Annotated in this window: 16 protein-coding genes; 15 read left to right on the top strand and 1 reads right to left on the bottom strand. The window is 48.2% G+C overall.

Features of this window, described 5'->3' with window-relative positions; genetic code table 11:
* Positions 1-2: 2 nt before the first annotated feature.
* The 8 genes from FSB84_RS20945 (at position 3) to FSB84_RS20975 (ending at position 11,358) form a co-directional block, all read left to right on the top strand.
* The gene (locus FSB84_RS20945; RefSeq protein WP_147122297.1) at positions 3-287 is read left to right on the top strand and encodes a hypothetical protein; all 285 of its coding nucleotides are present in this window, start codon (positions 3-5) and stop codon (positions 285-287) included.
* A gap of 59 nt (positions 288-346) precedes the next feature.
* On the top strand, positions 347-2,863 hold the full coding sequence (locus FSB84_RS20950; protein ID WP_130539830.1) for a glycoside hydrolase 5 family protein: 2,517 nt from the start codon (positions 347-349) through the stop codon (positions 2,861-2,863).
* 273 nt (positions 2,864-3,136) lie between these two features.
* Positions 3,137-3,562: a hypothetical protein gene (locus FSB84_RS20955; protein ID WP_130539831.1), complete on the top strand. Its 426-nt coding sequence runs from the start codon at positions 3,137-3,139 to the stop codon at positions 3,560-3,562.
* Positions 3,563-4,315: 753 nt separating this feature from the next.
* Positions 4,316-4,765, top strand: a complete 450-nt coding sequence (locus tag FSB84_RS31210) for a carboxypeptidase-like regulatory domain-containing protein (protein ID WP_225979845.1) — start codon at positions 4,316-4,318, stop codon at positions 4,763-4,765.
* Positions 4,728-7,481: a SusC/RagA family TonB-linked outer membrane protein gene (locus tag FSB84_RS20960; protein ID WP_225979846.1), complete on the top strand. Its 2,754-nt coding sequence runs from the start codon at positions 4,728-4,730 to the stop codon at positions 7,479-7,481. Before FSB84_RS31210 ends, FSB84_RS20960 begins: the two co-directional genes overlap by 38 nt.
* Positions 7,482-7,499: 18 nt before the next feature.
* Complete coding sequence (locus FSB84_RS20965; RefSeq protein WP_130539833.1) at positions 7,500-9,293, top strand: RagB/SusD family nutrient uptake outer membrane protein; 1,794 nt, start codon at positions 7,500-7,502, stop codon at positions 9,291-9,293.
* A gap of 19 nt (positions 9,294-9,312) precedes the next feature.
* Entirely contained in the window at positions 9,313-10,221 is a 909-nt protein-coding gene (locus FSB84_RS20970) for a hypothetical protein (protein WP_130539834.1), read from the top strand.
* A gap of 21 nt (positions 10,222-10,242) precedes the next feature.
* Positions 10,243-11,358, top strand: a complete 1,116-nt coding sequence (locus tag FSB84_RS20975) for a glycosyl hydrolase family 18 protein (protein WP_130539835.1) — start codon at positions 10,243-10,245, stop codon at positions 11,356-11,358.
* Between the two features lies 1 nt (position 11,359).
* Here FSB84_RS20975 and FSB84_RS20980 read toward each other — a convergent pair whose 3' ends face one another.
* Positions 11,360-12,103 carry a DeoR/GlpR family DNA-binding transcription regulator gene (locus FSB84_RS20980; protein WP_130539836.1) on the bottom strand — a complete coding sequence of 248 codons (744 nt, stop codon included), beginning with the start codon at positions 12,101-12,103 and terminating at the stop codon, positions 11,360-11,362.
* Between the two features lie 113 nt (positions 12,104-12,216).
* On the opposite strand from FSB84_RS20980, the gene FSB84_RS20985 reads away from it, so the two are divergent.
* The 7 genes from FSB84_RS20985 to FSB84_RS21015 all read left to right on the top strand — a co-directional run bounded on the left by FSB84_RS20985 (position 12,217) and on the right by FSB84_RS21015 (position 19,973).
* Positions 12,217-14,004 (top strand): glycoside hydrolase family 9 protein, encoded by a 1,788-nt coding sequence (locus FSB84_RS20985; protein WP_225979847.1) that lies wholly within the window; start codon positions 12,217-12,219, stop codon positions 14,002-14,004.
* A 38-nt stretch (positions 14,005-14,042) separates the two neighbouring features.
* On the top strand, positions 14,043-14,987 hold the full coding sequence (locus tag FSB84_RS20990) for an ROK family protein (RefSeq protein ID WP_130539837.1): 945 nt from the start codon (positions 14,043-14,045) through the stop codon (positions 14,985-14,987).
* 11 nt (positions 14,988-14,998) lie between these two features.
* Positions 14,999-16,156, top strand: coding sequence for an MFS transporter (locus tag FSB84_RS20995; RefSeq protein WP_158644042.1), 1,158 nt, complete (start codon positions 14,999-15,001; stop codon positions 16,154-16,156).
* A 6-nt stretch (positions 16,157-16,162) separates the two neighbouring features.
* Entirely contained in the window at positions 16,163-16,924 is a 762-nt protein-coding gene (locus FSB84_RS21000) for a sugar isomerase domain-containing protein (protein WP_130539839.1), read from the top strand.
* A gap of 11 nt (positions 16,925-16,935) precedes the next feature.
* Positions 16,936-18,042: an N-acetylglucosamine-6-phosphate deacetylase gene (gene nagA / locus FSB84_RS21005; RefSeq protein ID WP_130539840.1), complete on the top strand. Its 1,107-nt coding sequence runs from the start codon at positions 16,936-16,938 to the stop codon at positions 18,040-18,042.
* A gap of 97 nt (positions 18,043-18,139) precedes the next feature.
* Positions 18,140-18,706 carry an RNA polymerase sigma factor gene (locus FSB84_RS21010; RefSeq protein WP_130539841.1) on the top strand — a complete coding sequence of 189 codons (567 nt, stop codon included), beginning with the start codon at positions 18,140-18,142 and terminating at the stop codon, positions 18,704-18,706.
* Positions 18,707-18,812: 106 nt separating this feature from the next.
* Entirely contained in the window at positions 18,813-19,973 is a 1,161-nt protein-coding gene (locus FSB84_RS21015; protein ID WP_147122299.1) for a FecR family protein, read from the top strand.
* Positions 19,974-20,040 lie beyond the last annotated feature (67 nt).

Raw genomic sequence — 20,040 nt, forward strand, 5'->3', positions numbered from 1 at the left:
TGGTGGCGGAAGACAAGGTGATCACGGCCGGAGAACCAACTGCTATCCGTTTGCACTGGGACCGCAGTGGCCGCGACCTGAAAGCCGATGGCGCAGACAAAGTGTTCTTGTATGCAAGCATCACAGATAGCAGGGGGAACACCTGTTACCTGTCGAATGCCAGGCTGAATTTTTCCGTGTCCGGAAATGGACAACTGGTAGGGGGGCGGCAGTGCAGGCTGAATCAGGTATCGCTACAGTGTTGCTGCAATCCACCAGCCAGGCAGGGCCTGTTACCATCACAGTAAGTGGTGAAGGACTGAAGCCTCAATCCATTACTATTCGTTCTCAACCATAATCTCCAGCTATGCGTTTGTGTGTATTCGTTATACTTGTTTGTTTTTCCCTTCCGCTGCTGGCGCAATCCGATCTGTTGTATGTTGACAAAGAAGGCGTACTCAGGCGGAAATCCGATCAGCAGGAGCAATCCTTCTTCGGCGTGAATTATACATTGCCCTTTGCATACGCCTACAGGCATGTGAAAGCTATGGGGCTGAATCCCGAGCAGGTGATCGATGCTGATGTGTATCATTTTGCGCGCCTGGGGCTGGACGCTTTCCGTGTGCATGTATGGGATACGGAGATCTCCGATGCTGAAGGTAATTTGTTGAATAATGAACACCTGCGGCTCTTCGATTACCTCATCAAAAAACTGAAAGAAAGGAATATCCGCATACTGATCACACCCATTGCTTATTGGGGCAATGGCTATCCGGATAGGAACGAAGAAACGCAGGGATTCTCCAATAAATTCCGCTACAACAAAAAGAAACTCGTTACCAACGATACCGCTATTGCAGCACAGGAGAATTATATCAAACAATTGCTGCTGCATGTCAATCCCTACACAAAATTGTCTTACCGCGATGATCCGGGTATCATTGCCTGCGAGATCAACAATGAGCCGGATCATGGGGAAGATAATAAACAGACAACTGCTTACATCAATCGTATGGCTGATGCCGTTCGCAGCATCAACTGGAAGAAACCTGTCTTCTATAATATTTCGCAGGCTTATCGCAATGAAGAAGCCTTCCTGGCGGCGCGTGTAGATGGGTTTACCTATCAGTGGTACTCCAACGGACTGGTGGCCAATCATACCACGCCCGGCAATACGCTGCCTTACGTAGATAACTATGCGATCCCTTACAAGGACTGGCCCGGCTTTGCAGATAAAGCGAAGATCATCTATGAGTTCGATGCCGCCGATGTGCGGAGCTCATATATGTATCCCGCTATGGCGCGCAGTTTCCGGACTGCCGGTTTTCAATGGGCTACCCAGTTTGCCTGGGACCCCACGCCACTGGCTTATGCGAATACCGAATACCAGACCCATTATCTCAACCTGGCCTATACACCAGCAAAGGCCATCAGCTTCATGATAGCTGGCAAGGCCTTTCACCGGGTACCCAGATTTAAGACCTATGGCGGTTTTCCTGCAGATACTTCATTTGAACAATTCCGCGTTTCTTACAAAGAGGACCTGAGTGAATTGAATTCCGGTACAGAATTCTATTATTCCAATAACACAAATACGAAACCTGTAACCCCATCCAAACTGCAGCATATAGCAGGTGTGGGCAATTCGCCGCTGGTCAGTTACAGCGGAACTGGAGCGTATTTCCTGGATCGCGTAGCGCCAGGCGTATGGCGGCTGGAGCTGATGCCTGACGCAGTTGGTATGAAAGACCCTTTTACGAGTGCAGCGCTGAATGATACTGCTACGTACATCGTATGGAAGCAACAAAACATGCAAGTGCAACTACCGGACCTGGGCAAACGCTTTCGCATAATGCCGCTGAACCAGGATAATAAGAATAAAAGCCTCAGCACAACTGATGGCCGTTTCACTGCAGGACCGGGTGTTTACCTGCTTTCTGCAAAGGAGGTGAACCCGGCAACGCTTAAGCTGCATTCATTGCCATTAGGCATGCGCGAATTCTATGCTCCGCCTTCCATGCAGTTGCCCGCAGTAAAGGTATTTGCCGAACCGCCGCGCGAATTTCCTGCTGGTCAGGATCTACCTGTTTCAGCGACTGTATTATCCTTGCCTGAGGGGGAAGAGTTGGAACTGCAGGTCAATTCAAACTTTTTGCCACTGACAAAGCAAACTGTTTACAATTATGCAGCAATAATTCCTGCCAGTATGGTGGATGAAGGAGAGCTGAGATTAGCCATCCGTTTGAAGAAATCAGGATATGTGGTCCAGAACCTCAGATCGGTGCGGGTGTTGGATCAAACAGCGCGTCTTGAATTGTTCAATGCGCGAAAAGTACAGGAGGATACAGTGCTGAAATCCTGGTGGCGTATCAAGAATTTTCCCGACTGGAACCGTCGTACACACTATAAATTTGACACAAGTGAAAATGGTGTTGTGAGCTACAAGGCCAGTGCTGATACTTTCAATTTCGATATCCCATTTATCGGCTGGCAGTACAGTTGCAATATGACGGATATTACATTGCAGGGAGAGAACATATATTCCACTATTAAATTGACAGGCGCACCAGCCAACGGCAAAGCTGCCAGCATCAGGCTGATCCTGGTAGATCATAACGGGAATGCCTACGGTAGGAATCTCACCCTGGAAGGAACCAGTAAAACATACGAGCTGAGCATAAGCTCATTCAGCAAATCTCCATTCCTGCTCATCCCGAGGCCTTACCCGATGTTCCTTCCATTATGGTTTAACAGTACTGTGTATCCTCCGCTTCAACTGCCTTCGATAGAAAAAATACAGGTATTGTATATGCCTGAGGAAAACGAAAAAGCGGAAAAGGAGAAGGGGTACCTGATTGAAGCGATTTGGGGAGCAAAGGATTGAGGTGAAAATTTTCAGATCTGTCTATCGGCTAATAACCATCTTCCCTGACGGGAAAAATCCGGAAAGTTCACCATGATATATCCCTTTGTATTGCCAAACTTTACAAGTCAGGACTGGTTGTAATTGTTTTCCTTCCTTCTAAAATGCGGTTATATAATATTGAAAGTAATGAATGCGCTGCTTATTTTCTGATTGCGGCAGGCAAATTGCTGATCATTTGTGATCATTTGGTTGCAGCACCCATTGGGAAAGGATAATCAAAAAATCAACAAAATGAAAACATTATTTGCAATATCGTTCTTTCTGATCTGTCTTTCCAATACAAGTTGCGGACAGCAAAAGAAACAAAAAACATCTCAATCTAAAACGGCACAGGTAATGGATTTATCAAAGATCACCAATGAAAAGGTAAAGCAGGCTATCGAAGCGCTGCAATCAGGAGATAAAGGCTGGTATTTGTTTTTTACAGAATCTCCTGTGATGACCGATGATGGCAATACCGTTGATTTCAAATCTTTTTTCGCAAAGGCGTTGGGCAATGAAAAGTTCCTGACCATCGACAAAGTGGAGAACGAAGGCAAAGATGTGTATGGTAATTTCAAAGCCGGTCAATGGGGAACATTCAAAGTGTTCTTCAAATTCCATCAAAATGCAGAAGGGAAGTTCAACAGGCTGGACATTGGCCAGGCAAAGTATTGATTTAAACAACACTTCAATTTCCCCTGTAAATATGTGCTGCTCGCAGGCGCCGTTTTTATCAATGGCGATAGGGATATGGGCTCATTCTGCCAATATAAGAAATTCGAATGCATCGATCTTGAGACCGGTGAAAGGCGGAGCCTGATGAAAGAGTATTATGAGTAAGTCAGTCGATTGTTGATATTCCCTGATGTAATGATACGATAAGATCGTTTTATTGAATGTGGGAAAGCCCGCTCACCCGCCTCCCGGCGAGTGATTATTATTCCGTCGCTCCCGGCAACACAGCGCTCGCCGGAAGCGAGCGACTACCATCACTCCGACCTTATTGGTCAGCTCCCATTTATTTTTTCAGCATGTCAAAATACCGGTTCGGGTTATGGAGCGGAAAGGGGAGATTTCTGCATAACGGTGTATTCTGGCTGTGCGGTAAAATGCTGTAAAATAATAATTGAGTATAAAAGCGTACAAAACGGCAAATTCAAGAGTTTGGATTATAGTGTTGAAATTCAGTTTATAATGCCTGTCAATGACTGTATAGAATATTTATTCGTAAGTTATTTTGCGTTTTTGATTTCATATGCATACCTTTAAAGCAGCATGGAATATTAGAATAATGAATCGTGTTTATGGTTTTGTGTGGTGCAAAGAATGGGTGTAAAAATCTTCCGGGTGATGCGTTGGCACTTTCGGGGAAGACCTTCGGTCACCATTAATCTGAGGAGCTTTTTTCTCATTACAAATACCAAAATAATGCGACAATTACTTCGATCTGTAGTATCGCTGCTGCTGCTTATGTTCCTTCTCTCTTATGCGATAGCTCAGAACCAGTCATTGAAAGGGACCGTCACGGGTTCCGGTGGCATTCCATTATCAGGGGCCACTATCCGGATAAAGAATTCAACCATCACTTCACTTACGGATGCAAACGGAAACTTCACTATCACCGCCGCCAATGGGCAGGTGCTGGAGATCTCGTATGTAGGTTATCAGACACTTGAGCTAACGGTGTCCGGAACTGAGCCATTGATCGTAGCGCTCAGGCCCGCAAAGTCAGACCTCGAAGAAGTAGTGGTAGTGGGCTATGGAACGCAAAAGAAAAAACTGGTCACGGGCGCCACCGTGCAGGTGAAAGGAGAGGATATTGCGCGATTGAACACCGTAGATGTGCTGGGGGCCTTCAGTCGCAGGCTGCCGGTGTAAATATCATTCAGAACAATGGTTTCCTGGACAGGGCTTCAAGGTGAATATACGCGGCATCGGCACTAATGGCAACTCATCTCCCTTGTATGTGATAGATGGTGTTGCCAACGGAAGTATCGATGGATTGAATCCTGCTGATATTGAGTCCATCGATATCCTGAAAGACGCTGCTTCTTCTGCCATTTATGGAGCAAGGGCCGCCAACGGTGTTATCCTTGTTACCACCAAACGCGGCAAGGCAGGTATGTTCCGGGTTATGTATGATGGTTATTATGGCGTACAGAATCTTTACAAGATCCCCACCATCCTCCATGCAAAAGAGTATATGATGATACAGGACGAAGGCCGCCTGATGGATGGCCTTGCTCCTTACAATTGGGAAAGCTATTTGCCGGCAGCTGATTGGGAGGCCATCAATAACGGCAGCTGGAAAGGCACCAACTGGCTCAAGGAGATTCTGAATGAAAATGCCAGCCAGCAAAACCATTCACTGAATTTTACCGGTGGCACAGATCGCTCCACTTATTCACTCGGTCTCTCTTATACCAATCAGCAGGCCACCATGGGAGCGCCCGGGAAGATGCCGGATATGGACCGGTTCAATCTTCGCATCAATTCAGATCATATCGCCATCCGGAAAAACGATCTGAATGTTCTTCGCATAGGCGAAACCGTTAATTATAAATATTCTGAGGTCAACGGTTCTTTCGCTACAGGTGGTATTTATTGGAATAGTGTACACAATATGCTGGTGATGAGTCCGCTCATGCATGCCTATAACAAAGAAGGGGATTACTATACGTATAAAGACCGTCTGGCTGATGGCTATAACTGGGATATCTCCAATGGAGCAGACAAGAATCCCATTGCTTATATGGATTACCTGATGAACCAGAACAAGAGTAAGTCGCATTACTTGCAATCCAGCTTCTATGCTGAGTTACAGCCGGTAAAAAGATTGAAGTTCCGCACGCAGTTCGGTTATATCATGGGAGCTTCCAGCTACCGGGCATATACACCTGCCTATGAGCTTACGCAGGCGATCACCAGCGCCAACGACAGGGTGATACAATCACTGTCTTTATTCAACCGCTTTACCTGGGAAAATACAGCCAACTATACTTTCAAGGTGAAAGACCATAGTTTCGATGCATTGCTGGGGCAGTCGATCGAAAAATGGGGGATGGGTGAATCCATGAGCGGCACCAAGGCCGGTTCCAATTTCGATGATTTCGAACATGCCTATCTCTCCAACGTGGCTACCAATGCCACCAGTGTGCAGGCGCTCACCGGATTGCCAAGCAGCCAGGGAGCGCTGGTCTCTTTCTTCGGACGACTGAATTATAACTACAAGGAAAAATACATGGCATCACTGATCGCCAGATATGATGGTTCTTCTGTATTTGCGAACGGGCACAGGTTTGGTTTCTTCCCATCGGTTTCCGCGGGCTGGACCATCTCCAATGAATCGTTCATGGAAGATGCATCGTTTATCGATTTCCTGAAACTGAGAGGTTCCTGGGGACAAAACGGGAACAATGCCGTGTCTTCTTTTCAATGGCTCGCATTGGTGACATCCAATAATACCTATGGCGGTTATTCATTCGGCAATTCCATGAATAATGTTTCCATCGGATCATACGCGTACAAACTTACCAACCCTGATCTTACCTGGGAAACGCAGGAGCAAACGAATATTGGTATCGATGCGCGTTTCCTGAACAACAGGCTGGGTATGGAACTCGACTGGTACAAAAAAACAACCAAAGACTGGCTGGTGACGGCTCCGGTATTGTATTCCTTCGGTGCTGAAGCGCCTGCAGTGAATGGTGGCGACATTGTCAATAAAGGCATCGAGCTGGCCCTGCACTGGCAGGATAGAATTCTGCCTGATCTTCGCTATGGAGTTGATTTCAATATTGCATTCAATAAGAATAAAGTCACAAGGATCGCCAACCAGGATGGTATCATTCACGGTCCGGGCAGCATTCCATGGGAAGGCGCCGATGAAAGCTACCGGGTACAGGTAGGGTATCCCATCGGTTATTTTTATGGCTACCAGTCTGAAGGAATTTTCCAAAACCAGTCGCAGATAAAGAACCACAAAGGCCCGTTGCTGAATGGAGATAAAACGCAGCCAGGAGATGTGATATGGAAAGATGTGAACAATGACCAGGTGATAGATGAAAAGGACCGCACCATGATCGGTAACCCGCATCCTGATTATACGATGGGGCTTATATTCAATGTAGGCTGGAAGGCTTTTGATTTCTCGGTGAATGCCTACGGTGCATTCGGTCAGCAGATCCTGAAAGTATATCGCGATTTCGCCACATCGCCATTGAGCAATTTCTCTACCGATATATTGGAAAGATGGAATGGGGAAGGGAGCTCCAATAAACTGCCAAGGCTTACCAGCAGCGCCAGCTCCAACTGGTCCAGGGTTTCGGATATCTTCATTGAAGATGGCGACTATCTGAAAATAAAGAATATAACGATGGGTGTCGATATTAAAAAACTGTACAAAAAACTGCCTTTGAATATGTGCAGATTTTATGTGTCTGTGCAGAACCTTCACACCTTCACGAAATATTCGGGCATGGACCCGGAGATCGGATTCGGTGGCGAAGATGCGGCAGATTATGCCAGGGGTATCGACCTTGGCTTTTATCCCGGCGCACGCACTGTAATGGCTGGTGTAAATATTCAATTCTAACGTCCTAAAAATTGCAACATGAAATCCCGATATATTTTACCCATCATCATACTGACGGTGCTGCTGGCCGGCTGCAACAAATTCCTCGATACAGATAATCTCACAGCAAAGACCACCGCTAATTTTCCATTGACGGAAAAAGATGCCAGTGAAATGATCACTTCCATCTATGCCAATCTTTTATATGAAAGTCCTGAAACCTCTTCCGAGATATATGTAGCGCAACTGGCGGGCGACGATTGCCTGGGAGGCAATCTGAGTTTCTCCGGCAACTGTGCCGTGAATTTCCTGCTCTACAAAGATAACCTGAATGGCTTGCTTGGCTTATGGAGCCGCTGCTACCGCATGGTCAACCGCGCCAACAATGCCATTGCCACACTTGATAATGTAAAGAAATGGTCTGATGGTGCTGAGCGCCTGCGACATTTCGGTGAAGCGCATTTTCTCAGGGCGTTGGCCTATTATGAACTGGTGAGGATCTTCGGTGGCGTGCCGCTGCGCACCAACCTTGAAACGGAAAATCTTCCCAGGGCTACTGTGGACGAAGTGTTTGAATTGATAGCGTCTGACCTGAAAGATGCGATCGAGATGATGCCCGATAAAATTTATCCGGCAGGATCGGAGATGGCAGGGCATGCAACCAAATATGCTGCAGAAGCATTGATGGCAAGAGTGTTCCTGTTTTACACCGGCAGGTATGCAAAACAGGAATTGCCAGGCGGTATTACAAAAGCCCAGGTGATAGGATGGATCGATGACTGTGTAAATAATTCGGGTCATGACCTGGTGCCCGATCAGCGTAATATCTGGTCTTACACCAATGAGGCTACCGAAAGCAACACCACCGGTAATCGCTACAATTATGTGGTGAACAACAATCTGAAATGGACAGGCAATAGTTCCGTTGAATCGGTATTTGCCACCAAGTACAATATGAAAGCCGACTGGACCTATACCTGGTTCAGCAATACCAATTGTTTGTTCTATTCTCCTTCCGGTGATAACTACTCGAAGTCTGCCAGTTATCCCTTTGGCGCCGGATGGGGCGCGGGGCCTGTTTCTCCTGCCATGGTGAACGAATGGAAAACATGGGCTGCGGCCCAAACCTACACTGGAGGATATACAACAGATGCACGTCTTACAGGGTCCGTGTGGAGCTATCGTGCCCTCGATCCCAATCAGGCAGGTGCTGTACTGATGGATACCAAACTCGATGCCGGGGAACCTGACTACACTGTGTCTTACCGTTATTATGAGAACACCGGATATTTCCAGAAGAAATACATCAATATCAATTCTTCTTTCAACAACAATATCCTGTCGTTTGCGCTGCAGATGTTTCCCGGTATTTCAAGCCAGACCTCTGCCTCCCTGTTGCAGATTGCAGACCTGATCCATATCCGTTTTGCCGATGTGTTGCTGATGCAGTCTGAGTTGAAAGAAGATGCCGCAGGATTGAACAGGGTACGGGCCCGTTCTCACCTGGCGCCAGTAGGTTATTCGCTGGATGCTATCAAGAATGAACGCAGATGGGAGCTGGCTTTTGAGTCGATCCGTTATTGGGACCTGCTTCGCTGGTCGGGCCCATCGCTGGAAGAGATCGGGAATGCATTGAATAAGCAGACAGGATTCAATGTGGTGAATGCAGCGGTAGTTGTGCCCATGGTAAATTACAATTACAAGGACCGCATCAAGAAAACGGAAGGCTACTGGCCCATCCCCCAAACGGAGATCGATATCTCCAATGGCCTGATCAAACAGAATCCCGGCTGGGACCCGTCTGCACAATTCACAGACTGGAACAATTATTAAAACTGCCAAACCAGATTATATGAAACGGAACCTTTTTTTACATTGTATTGCGATGGCAGTATGTTTTATTACTGCCTGCACTGCAAAGGAAGATACCTACCTCAGGGAAAAATATATAGATAATGCAGGAACGCCTGTTACCAGGGAAGCGCTGCAAAATGCCATCACCGTTTCTCAGCCATTTCCAAATAAGGAAGGCGAAGTGAAAGGTGATCAGTATGTAGTGATAAAGAACAGCAGGCCGGAAATAGGCGGAGTCTGGCATTTGGGATGGGGTGGAGGAGAGAAAACGATTGTGACGGATAATGATACTATCGTGTATGAGTCCAACGGAACTTTTCAAATATACTATACCGGTATATCCGCCAATACAAGGGTGAGTACAGATCCCATAACCATTACCGTTACCAATGTGTTCGATCCATGGTCGGGCTTCCTTACCGGCGCGAAAGACAAAGCAGATGTCTCTGCCGAAAAGAAATGGAAATTCAGGAATGTGAGCTGGGGCTCTGTGTGCAATATGGGAGCTTATGGAGGCTGGAAATATACCAGTGCAGGATATGTGCCTGAATCCAATTTCATGTGGTGGGCCAATGTAACCGAAGCCACGGCAGGCAATCAGTCAATGACCTTTAAATTCAACGGCAACAAATTGCTGGTGTATAAAGCCGATGGCAGTCTTGCAGGTGAAGGAAGCTATGCCTTCACGCATACCGTTGCTGATCAGGGGGTGATGGGGGAGCTGATCACATCGAGGCCCATTATTGGCGGTAACTACGATGAATGTGGTCAGAACAATACCTCCAATAAATTCTGGATCCTTACTTTGAACGAAGAATATCTCACCATATTCCATCCTGTGAAATACACCGGTGGCAAGGATTGGGAGGATTACGGATGGTATGCGTATTTCAAAGCGGATAACTAAACCTAAACCTGGAGATACACTATGAAAAAAATTGCTGCTTATGCGATGTCCCTACTGGTGTTCATTGCATCCTGTAAAAAAGACGACTATGAGACCGGAGTGAGAAGTCCGGACCCCAAACAACTTCTGGAGCGGGTACCCGGCCGTAATGTGATCGCCTATGTTACACACTATGGCACACAGATCCCAGACCCTGCTTTTGTAACACATATCAATTATGCTTTTGCGGAAATATATGTTCAGGGCGGTGTATATCAAAAGTTCAAACTGCAGGGGGCTGAGGCAAGATTCCAAAAGATCGTTGATCTGAAGAAGCTCAACCCCGATCTGAAGATTTCCATTTCGTTCATTAATGCGGCTGAGAATGCAGATAATGTAAAGGATGGCGGATTTTCCGCCATCGCCAAATCTGGTGCAGACCGGAAAAAGTTCGCACAGGATTGCAAAGCATTCCTGGAAAAATGGAATATCGATGGAGTGGATATGGATTGGGAATTCCCCGGCATGTCTTTCAGCGGAATGCCCTTCGATGTGGCGGTGGACGTGGAAAATCATGTGCTGCTGATGAAAGAGCTGAGAGAAACACTTGGCTCTAAATACCTGCTCACCTATGCAGGGTATTGCCTGAACAAACAGGCTGTGACCGGAGGTTACAGGTATATCGATATCCAGGCAGTTGATCCCTATGTTGACTTTGTGAATATCATGTCGTATGATCTGGATGAATCGCCCCGGCATCATTCTGCGCTTCGTGCGCCTGGCGCTTACAGCGATTGTGAGCGGGCTGTGAATACCTATCTGAATGCAGGCGTAGCGCCAGAGAAGCTGGTGCTGGGCATTCCGTTCTATGGCAGGCGTGCATTCTCCGGATCAGAAACGGCGATCAATTACAATAAGATCATCCTGCTGGACAGATCGGTCTACAAGATCGATAACTGGGACGAAGCCGCCAGTGTTCCTTATGTTACGAAAAACGGACAATTCTGGTGTGGGTACGATAATGCCAAAAGCATCGGGGTGAAAGCAGGATGGATGCTGGGAAAATCGATGAAGGGAATGATGTTCTGGGACTATGATGGCGATGATAGCCAGGGAACCCTCCGAAGGGCTGTATGGCAGTCTGTGATGAAGAAATAGCTTACAGCACTTTCATCGACTTTGAATATTTCTGTAATCGTTTGTCCGTAGGGGAGAGCTCGGTGATCAGGGCTTCGATGGCGCGCAGTGGGTTCACCACCAGTTTCTGGGAGATGTCCAGTTTTTCTGAAATGCACATCACAGCTGTTTTATCTGCAGCTTTCATCAGCGCTTTCTTTACCTGTACCACATCCCAGTCGTGATCAGTGAGGCCTTCCTTTACAGACAAGCCATTGGCGCCGATGAAGGCGATATCAACATGCAGCTCCGATAACTGGCTGATCACTGTTGGGCCGGTGCAAACATAGGCGTCGTGCGAAACCTCGCCGCCGATCAGTATAACGCGGATGTTTGAGCGCTGTGCAACTTCCAGGGCAACCAGCGGACTCACCGTGAATACAGTGCCTTTTTGATTTTTAGGAATGATGCGCGCCAGCTCCAGCATAATGGTACCGCCGCCCATCAGTATGTTCATGCCATCTTTGAAAAGTGACAATGCTTTGTGCGCCACCTCTCTTTTTTCTTCCCTGGCATAGACCCTGGGCTGCTGGAAAGGGATATGGAAAGACTTGGATACAGCACCGCCATGCACTTTCACGATGCGTCCGCTTTCTTCCAGCTCATGCAGGTCGCGGCGAACGGTATCGAGCGAAACATTCAGTAACTTACTGAGATCAGTGGTCAGCACTTTGTGATGGAGGTTGATCTGGTTGATGATGATGTTCTGGCGTTCTTCCTGAAGCATGGCTGTTAGTATTGTTCAACAAATATAAAAACTGTATGAAACCAGATCTGATTTTATTTTGCTGATTCGTGCATTATTAATAATTTACACCTATCAAAACAGCAAAAAACAGCATGTTGCATAAAACATATCCGTTCCGGGTCAGGAAGAAATACTTTACCTGGATATTGCCTGTATTATTCCCGTTTGCTGCTGCCATGGCCCAGAATGCCGACTCTGCCTGGATCCGCATCAATCAGCTTGGTTACACACCTGCCGGTGTAAAAGTAGCCGTGTATGGAAGCAAGGGTACAGGATCGATCAGCACATTCCACCTGGTGGATTCAGCAACCGGTAAAAAAGTCCTCAGTAAAACAGCAGGCAGGGCGATGGGCGCTTACGGTCCTTTTCAGCAGACATGGCGCTTGAATTTTTCTTCCTATACCAGGCCCGGCACATACTATTTACAGTCGGGTAAGACCAGGTCGCCCTTTTTCAGGATAGGAAAAGATGTGTACGATGGTGCGGCCGATTTCTGTTTGCGTTATATGCGCCAGCAGCGGTCTGGTTTCAACCCTTTTCTGAAAGACAGCTGTCATATGTACGATGGCTTCACCTTATACGGTCCGATGCCGGACAGCACATTCGTTCCTGTGAGTGGAGGCTGGCATGATGCCAGTGATTACCTGCAGTATTCCACTACTTCCGCCAATGCCACTTCGCATTTGCTGATGGCCTGGCGGGATTTTCCTTCTGTGTTCACCGATCATCATGCAGCCAATGGATTGCCCGGTAGTAACGGTATTGCCGATGTGCTGGATGAGGCCAGGTGGGGGCTCGACTGGCTACTTAAAATGCATCCGAAAGATGAGTGGATGTTCAACCAGATCGCGGACGACAGGGACCATGCAGGAATGCGCATACCCGGCCTCGATACTATGTATGGCCGTGGATATGAGCGTCCGGTTTACTTCATCAGCGGTGAGCCACAGGTGAGGGGCAAATTCATGAACAATACTACCGGTACATCCAGTACGGCTGGCAAATTTGCCAGTGCGTTCGCCATTGCATCCGGTATCTATAAGAACATCGATCATGACTTTAGTAAATTGATGCAATACAAAGCCGGCACTGCTTACCAGTTCGCTTTGCGTAAGCCCGGTGTTACGCAAACCGCTTCGGTGAAATCTCCATATATCTATGCGGAGGACAACTGGGTGGATGATATGGAATTTGCAGCAGCCACTTTGCAACGCAATGGTGAGGCTATGCATTATGCAAGGCAGGAGCCGGTTACACCCTGGCTTGGCGACGATACCGCCAAACATTACCAGTGGTATCCCTTCATCAACCTGGGCCATTATGAACTGGGCAGGAACCTGAAAGGCAAGCAACGTGATTCTGTTCTTCAATACTATCGTACCGGTATCGTTCGTGTTTGGAACAAGGCGAAGACCAATGCTTTTTACCGCGGCATTCCCTTCATCTGGTGCAGCAACAATCTCACCACTTCCTTTGCGATCCAGTGTTACTGGTACAGGCAGCTTACCAACGACCAGCAATTCCGTGAACTGGAGCAGGCCAATTTCGACTGGCTCTTCGGATGCAATCCCTGGGGCACTTCGATGGTGTACGGATTGCCGGCAAATGGCGATACGCCTGTTGATCCGCATGCCGCTTTCACCCATCTCATGAAAGCGCCGATCGATGGCGGCCTGGTAGATGGCCCGGTATATGGGAATATTTACAATAATCTTATCGGTATCAGATTGAATAACCCCGACACCTATGCGCCTTTTCAAAGCCAACTGGCTGTATACCACGATGACTACGGGGATTATTCCACCAATGAACCTACGATGGATGGAACGGCTTCACTCGTCTACCTGCTGGCAGCCTTTCAATGGGCAGCAGGAAAATGATCTCGACACAACCTTTTCACTGATCTGAAATAAATGATATGTCGTTATTAGGGATCGATCTGGGAGGTACAAAACTGGCAACAGCTGTTTTCTCTGAAGAAGCTGAATTGCTGGGCAGGGAAAGTCTTCCCCTTGAGAAGCGTACCGGCGCTGCTGTTGGTGAATTGCTGACAACACAGGTCTCGAAACTGGTGCAGGAGCAATTGCAGAAGGGAGACCCAGTGGCGGCCATCGGCGTTTGCATACCAGGGATCAGTAACCGAAGTGAAGGAACTGTTTGGGCGCCGAATATTCCCGGCTGGGAGCAGTATCCTCTGGCAGCAGAAATTGCTGCAGTAGCTCCCGGTATCCCGGTTTCCATCGATAGCGACAGAACCTGTTATATCATGGGCGAAGCCTGGAAGGGCGCCGCGCATGGCTGTACCGATGCGATCTTCATTGGCGTGGGTACCGGCATTGGCGCGGGCATACTGGCTGATGGACATTTTCTCAGGGGACGTAACGATACTGCCGGTGCCATCGGATGGATGGCAATGGAAAGACCCTGGCTTCCCAAATACAGGCAGTGCGGGCATTTTGAGACCCTTGCTTCCGGCGACGGTATTGCCAAAGTAACCCGTGATATGCTGGAAACGGACCCTTCCTATAACGGAGCACTACAAACGAATTCAGATGCCGCGGCCGTCTTTGCTGCCTGGGAGCAGGGAGACACGCTGGCAAAAAAGATCATATCGCAATGTGTGGAATGGTGGGGAATGGCTGTGGCCAATCTCGTGAGCATATTCAATCCTGAAAAGATCATCATGGGTGGCGGCGTATTCGGACCGGCCATTCCATTGATCCCTTCTATTTATGAAGAGGCCGCCAAATGGGCGCAGCCGCTGAGTATACAGAAGGTGCAGATAGTGCCTTCGCAACTCGGGCCTGCGGCCGGTTGCTGGGGAGCAGGATTGCTGGCGCTTCAGGCGAAAGCTGCCCGATAACGATTAGCTCCATGTATAAAAAGAACCTTGTTTTCCTGGCCGCCTGTCTGGGCATGCTGCTCTTTGGCATTAGTCTGATCACACTTGGCTCTGTGGCCGGCTTTCTCAAACAGAAATTCCAACTGGATGGGATTGCGGCCGGAACTATTTTTTCGCTGTTGCCCGTGGGCATCCTGACCGGCTCACTGGTATTCGGGCCGGTTTGCGACCGCTATGGTTACAAATGGTTGCTGGTTCTGGCCTGTATAGGAATGTTCGCCGGGTTTGAAGGGATCGCATATGCGGGCTCGTTATCCTGGCTCAAACTCAGCGTGCTTGTGTTTGGTGTAGGTTCCGGTATCGTGAATGGCGCTACCAACGCAGTAGTGGCCGATATCAGCACCAGGAACAAGGGCGCAGACCTCAGCCTGCTGGGTGTTTTTTTCGGCATTGGCGCGCTGGGAATGCCGTTGCTCCTGGGTTTATTGGCAGGCCGCTTTGCTGCCGACCAGGTAGTGGCCGGCGTAGGCATATTCACAGCGCTTATTGCCGGGGTTTATATTTTCGTCAGGTTTCCCGGCGCCAAACCGAAAGAACCCGGGCAGTCCGCCGCCTGGAAACAATTGCTGGACGGCACTTTGATGCTGATTGCATTTTTCCTGTTCTTCCAGAGCAGTATCGAAGCCATCATCAACAACTGGGCCACCACTTACCTGGTTGAAAAGGGCGGGATGGATGAAACGGCCGCGCTCTTTGCACTCACCCTGCATGTGGCGGGAATGGTGCTGATGCGGCTGCTGAACGGAAGTATTCTGAGCAATGTATCGCCAAAGACCAGCATCTATACCTGCCTGTTATTACTGGCAACAGGTGTGCTGCTGATGCAATACGGGCACTATAAGCCCCTGATGATTGCAGGGCTTGTTCTTTCAGGAGCAGGAGTGGCAGCGGGTTTTCCCGTGATGCTGGGCATGGTGGGAGAGCGCTTCCCAAAACAAAGTGGTACCGCATTCAGCTTCGTATTCGCTTTTGCGTTAGTGGGCAATATGCTGCTCAATTACCTGATGGGTGTGGTGGTGCATGATCATGGTATCGCTCATCTTACCACCGTATCATACCTGGTGATCGCCTGTATGATGATCATCAGCCTGATACTGTTTCGCAACAATCAATCTACTATCAATAAATAAACAATTATGTTAGCAAAACAATGGCTTTCGAATGCAAGGGATGTAATGACCCGGATCGAAGAAACACAGATGGATAATATCAGGAAAGCCGCCGAAGTGATGGCTGCCAGTATCGGGTGTGGAAGATGGGTACATACTTTCGGTTGCGGCCATGCCACTATTCCCATCGAAGAAATGTATCCGCGTATCGGAGGATTTGTAGGGTTCCATCCCATGGTGGAGCTGCCACTGACCTTCTTTACCCGTATCACCGGCGAAATGGGCGTTCACCAGTTCGTTTTCCTGGAAAGAGTGGAAGGATATGGCGTTGAGATCATGAAAGGTTATACCTTCGACTCCCGCGATACGATGTGGCTCTTCTCGCATTCCGGAATCAATAACGTGAATATCGATGTGGCCATCGAAGCCAGAAAAAAAGGAATGAAAGTGATCGCTTTTGGTTCCGCTGCTGAAGCTGAAGGGAAGCAGACACGTCACTCCAGTGGCAAGACCATTTTCGAGCTGGCCGATATTGTGGTGGATACCTGTGCGCCGATCGGAGATGCTTCCGTGGCCATCAAGAACCACCAGGATAAGCTGGGACCTGTGTCTACAATGGCTTTCATCACCTGTGTGTGGATGACCGTTATCACTGTGGCTGAGATCCTGGTTGAGAAAGGCGTGAAGCTGCATATTCATCCGTCTCACAATGTGCCAGGGGATACCACGGCGCGTGAGAGGCTGGAAGATGCACTGGCAGAATACAAGAGACGCATCGCTGGCGTTTAAATCTGAAATGAATGATCACAGCAATCAACAATGCAACTATCTATACCGGTGAGCAGGTTTTGCAGGGGCAGAGCCTGCTCATCGGTAATGGGCGTATACTCGATGTCGTTAGTAATGATGCAGTTCCTGCAGATGCCACTGTTACAGATGCTTCCGGTCACCTGCTCAACGCCGGTTTTATCGACCTGCAGATCTATGGCGCCGGAGGTTATCTTTTCAGCAATGCGCCTTCCCCGGCTGCATTGCAGGCCGTGACCAATGCCATCGTTCGCAGCGGCACTACAACATATATGCTCACCTTCGCCACCAATGAGATGGATATCTATCTCAAAAGTTTTGAGATCGTTCAGCAACATCCTCATCCGGCACTGGCAGGCATTCACCTGGAAGGCCCGTATTTCAATCCGGTGAAAAGGGGTGCGCATATTGCGCATCTTATCCGTAATCCCACGGTACAGGAAATAAACTCATTGCTTTCCGCTGCCGGCGGCACACTCAAAATGATGACGCTGGCCCCGGAAGTGACCAATGATGAAGTACTTCGTTTATTGAACGATCATGGTGTGATCATTTCCGCTGGTCATAGTAATGCCACTTTTTCCAAAGCGATGCACGGCTTTGCCAACGGCATCCGTACCGTTACCCATCTATTCAATGCCATGAGCCCGCTGCATCACCGCGATACCGGACTTCCCGGAGCGGCTTTCCTTTCTGATCACGCTTATGCCAGCATCATTCCTGATGGCGTGCATGTGGACTGGCAGGCGTTCAGGGTCGCGAAGCAAATGATGGGACGTAGATTGTTCTTCATTACCGATGCTGTTCAGGAAGTATTGCAGGGCCCTTATATGCATGTGCGCAAATCAGACCGTTATACTTTGCCTGATGGAACTTTGTCCGGTTCCTGTATTACCATGGTGGAGGGCGTACGCAATGCCGTGAAATTTGGTTCCGTGTCGCTGGAAGAAGCATTGCGGATGGCCAGCCTGTATCCTGCAGAAGTGATGGGTGCTACCGATATCGGCAGGATCCAAAAAGGCGCCAGGGCAAACCTGGTAATGTTGAATGAAGAACTGGAATTGAAAAAGGTCTGGCTGGAAGGACGGGAAATTGCCTGATCGCAGCGGTAATGTCCATCTTTTTACTTTTTGCAAAAAGGAAATATTTCAATTTCTTTGAAGGCTGTTACATTAGAACTAACAGGCCGGATCTTATTTGTCTCCTTTCTTATCATACAACGATCAGGAGCTGCTCGCCCAGATGACCCAGAACAATCACAAAGCTTTTGAAGAACTTTGGAACCGTTATTGGGAATTGGCATTTAATGTGGCATATAAACGTCTCAAAGATGAAGATCAATGTCAGGATTTGGTGCAGGACCTGTTCATAGATCTCTGGGACCGCAGGGCCAAACTCTTCATCGATAATTTTCCCGCCTACCTCAACAGCGCCATCCGCTATAAAGTATACAAGGTATTATCCAGAAAAAATACAGATGCTCCTTATTACGAGGCATTCGATGAACTGGTGGCAACGGCCATGGGCGCAGACAATGCTGTAGTGGAAAAGGAATTGCAGGACCTGGCGACAGCCTGGCTCAACACCCTTCCTGCCAAAAGAAAAGAGATCTTCCTGTTATACTTCCGGGAGAATCTGTCTACAAAGGAAATTGCAGACCGGCTCAATATCTCACAAAAAACAGTACAGAACCAGATCGGTACTTCCTCCAAAGAGCTTAGAAAGAAGTTGTTGACAGCCATTTCAATCATGCCGGGGATCTGAATTCACCCTGCATTTTTCCTGTCGACCGCCCCCCGGCAAAAAATAATTATTAATTCTTTTTGGGAGTTTCTGCAAAAATGGACACATAGGGGAAAAGAACCTATCTGTGAGACCAGTTGACCAACTCAGAAACGATCTAAATAGAATGATCCGCCGCTTCCTTAATGGCAAAGCCACGGAAGCGGAAAAACATTTTTTAGATGCTTACGAAGCTTATGCAGATAAGCAGCCCGATATTACCGATTCCTATTCTGCCGATAAAAAAGAACAGCTCAGCGCGCAAATGCTGGAAGTGGTACGAAGGAAAACGGCTGCCACTATTCCTTTTGCGCGTTTGCGGAGCACAAGATGGATCGCCGCTGCCTCCATACTGGTGGTCCTGGCGACAGGGATAATCCTGTATCAAACCAATAAAACAAACTCTCCCCGGGTAGCAGTGAATCCTGTTCCGGAAGATCGTCCGCCTGCTTCCAGCTCGGCACAATTGACACTGGCAGACGGTTCCCGTGTTAACCTGGACAGTAATGGCCTTGCCGTATTGCCCAACCAGGGTAATGTAAATCTTTCCTATAAAAATGGACAACTGGAATACAGGGGCAGCAGCAATGCCAATCTGTACAATACTATTTCAACGCCCAGGGGCGCCACTTACGAAGTTACCCTGGCCGATGGCACCAAAGTGTGGCTGAACGCAGCTTCTGCTTTGAGATATCCTGTTGCCTTTGCCGGAAATGAGCGCAGTGTAACACTTTCCGGTGAAGCCTATTTTGAAGTGGCCAGGAACCAGGTGCCTTTCAAAGTGATCGCAAATGGAAAAAGCGAAGTGGAGGTGCTGGGCACGCATTTCAATGTAAACGCCTATCCTGATGAAAGCGTTGTTGCCACCACCTTGCTGGAAGGCAAAGTGAGAGTGGCTGTTCTGGTGAACGATCAACCCGAAAAACAAAGTACACTGTTGCTGTCTCCGGGACAGCAGGCTGTTACCACGGCAGGCAAGAACCAGTTGAAGAAGGAGGCAGACCTGAACAGCGTAATGGCATGGAAAAGCGGAAAGTTCTATTTCGAAAATGAAAAACTGGAAACCATCATGAAAGAGTTCTCAAGATGGTATGATGTGGAAGTGGTGTATCAGGGTAATGATGAACTGAAAAACCGCAGGTTCTTTATGATCGTGGACCGCAAGCTTCCGCTCCGCGAAGTATTGAAATCCCTGGAGAACAGTGGCGTTCAATTCCAGATCGAAAACAAAAAACTGATCATCCGATGAATAAACCTGCTTTGCGAAAAAGCCCCTTGCTGCGAACAGGGGGCCGGATCTCAGGCAAAGCAAGATA

The organism is Pseudobacter ginsenosidimutans, assembly GCF_007970185.1.
GTDB classification, from domain to species: domain Bacteria; phylum Bacteroidota; class Bacteroidia; order Chitinophagales; family Chitinophagaceae; genus Pseudobacter; species Pseudobacter ginsenosidimutans.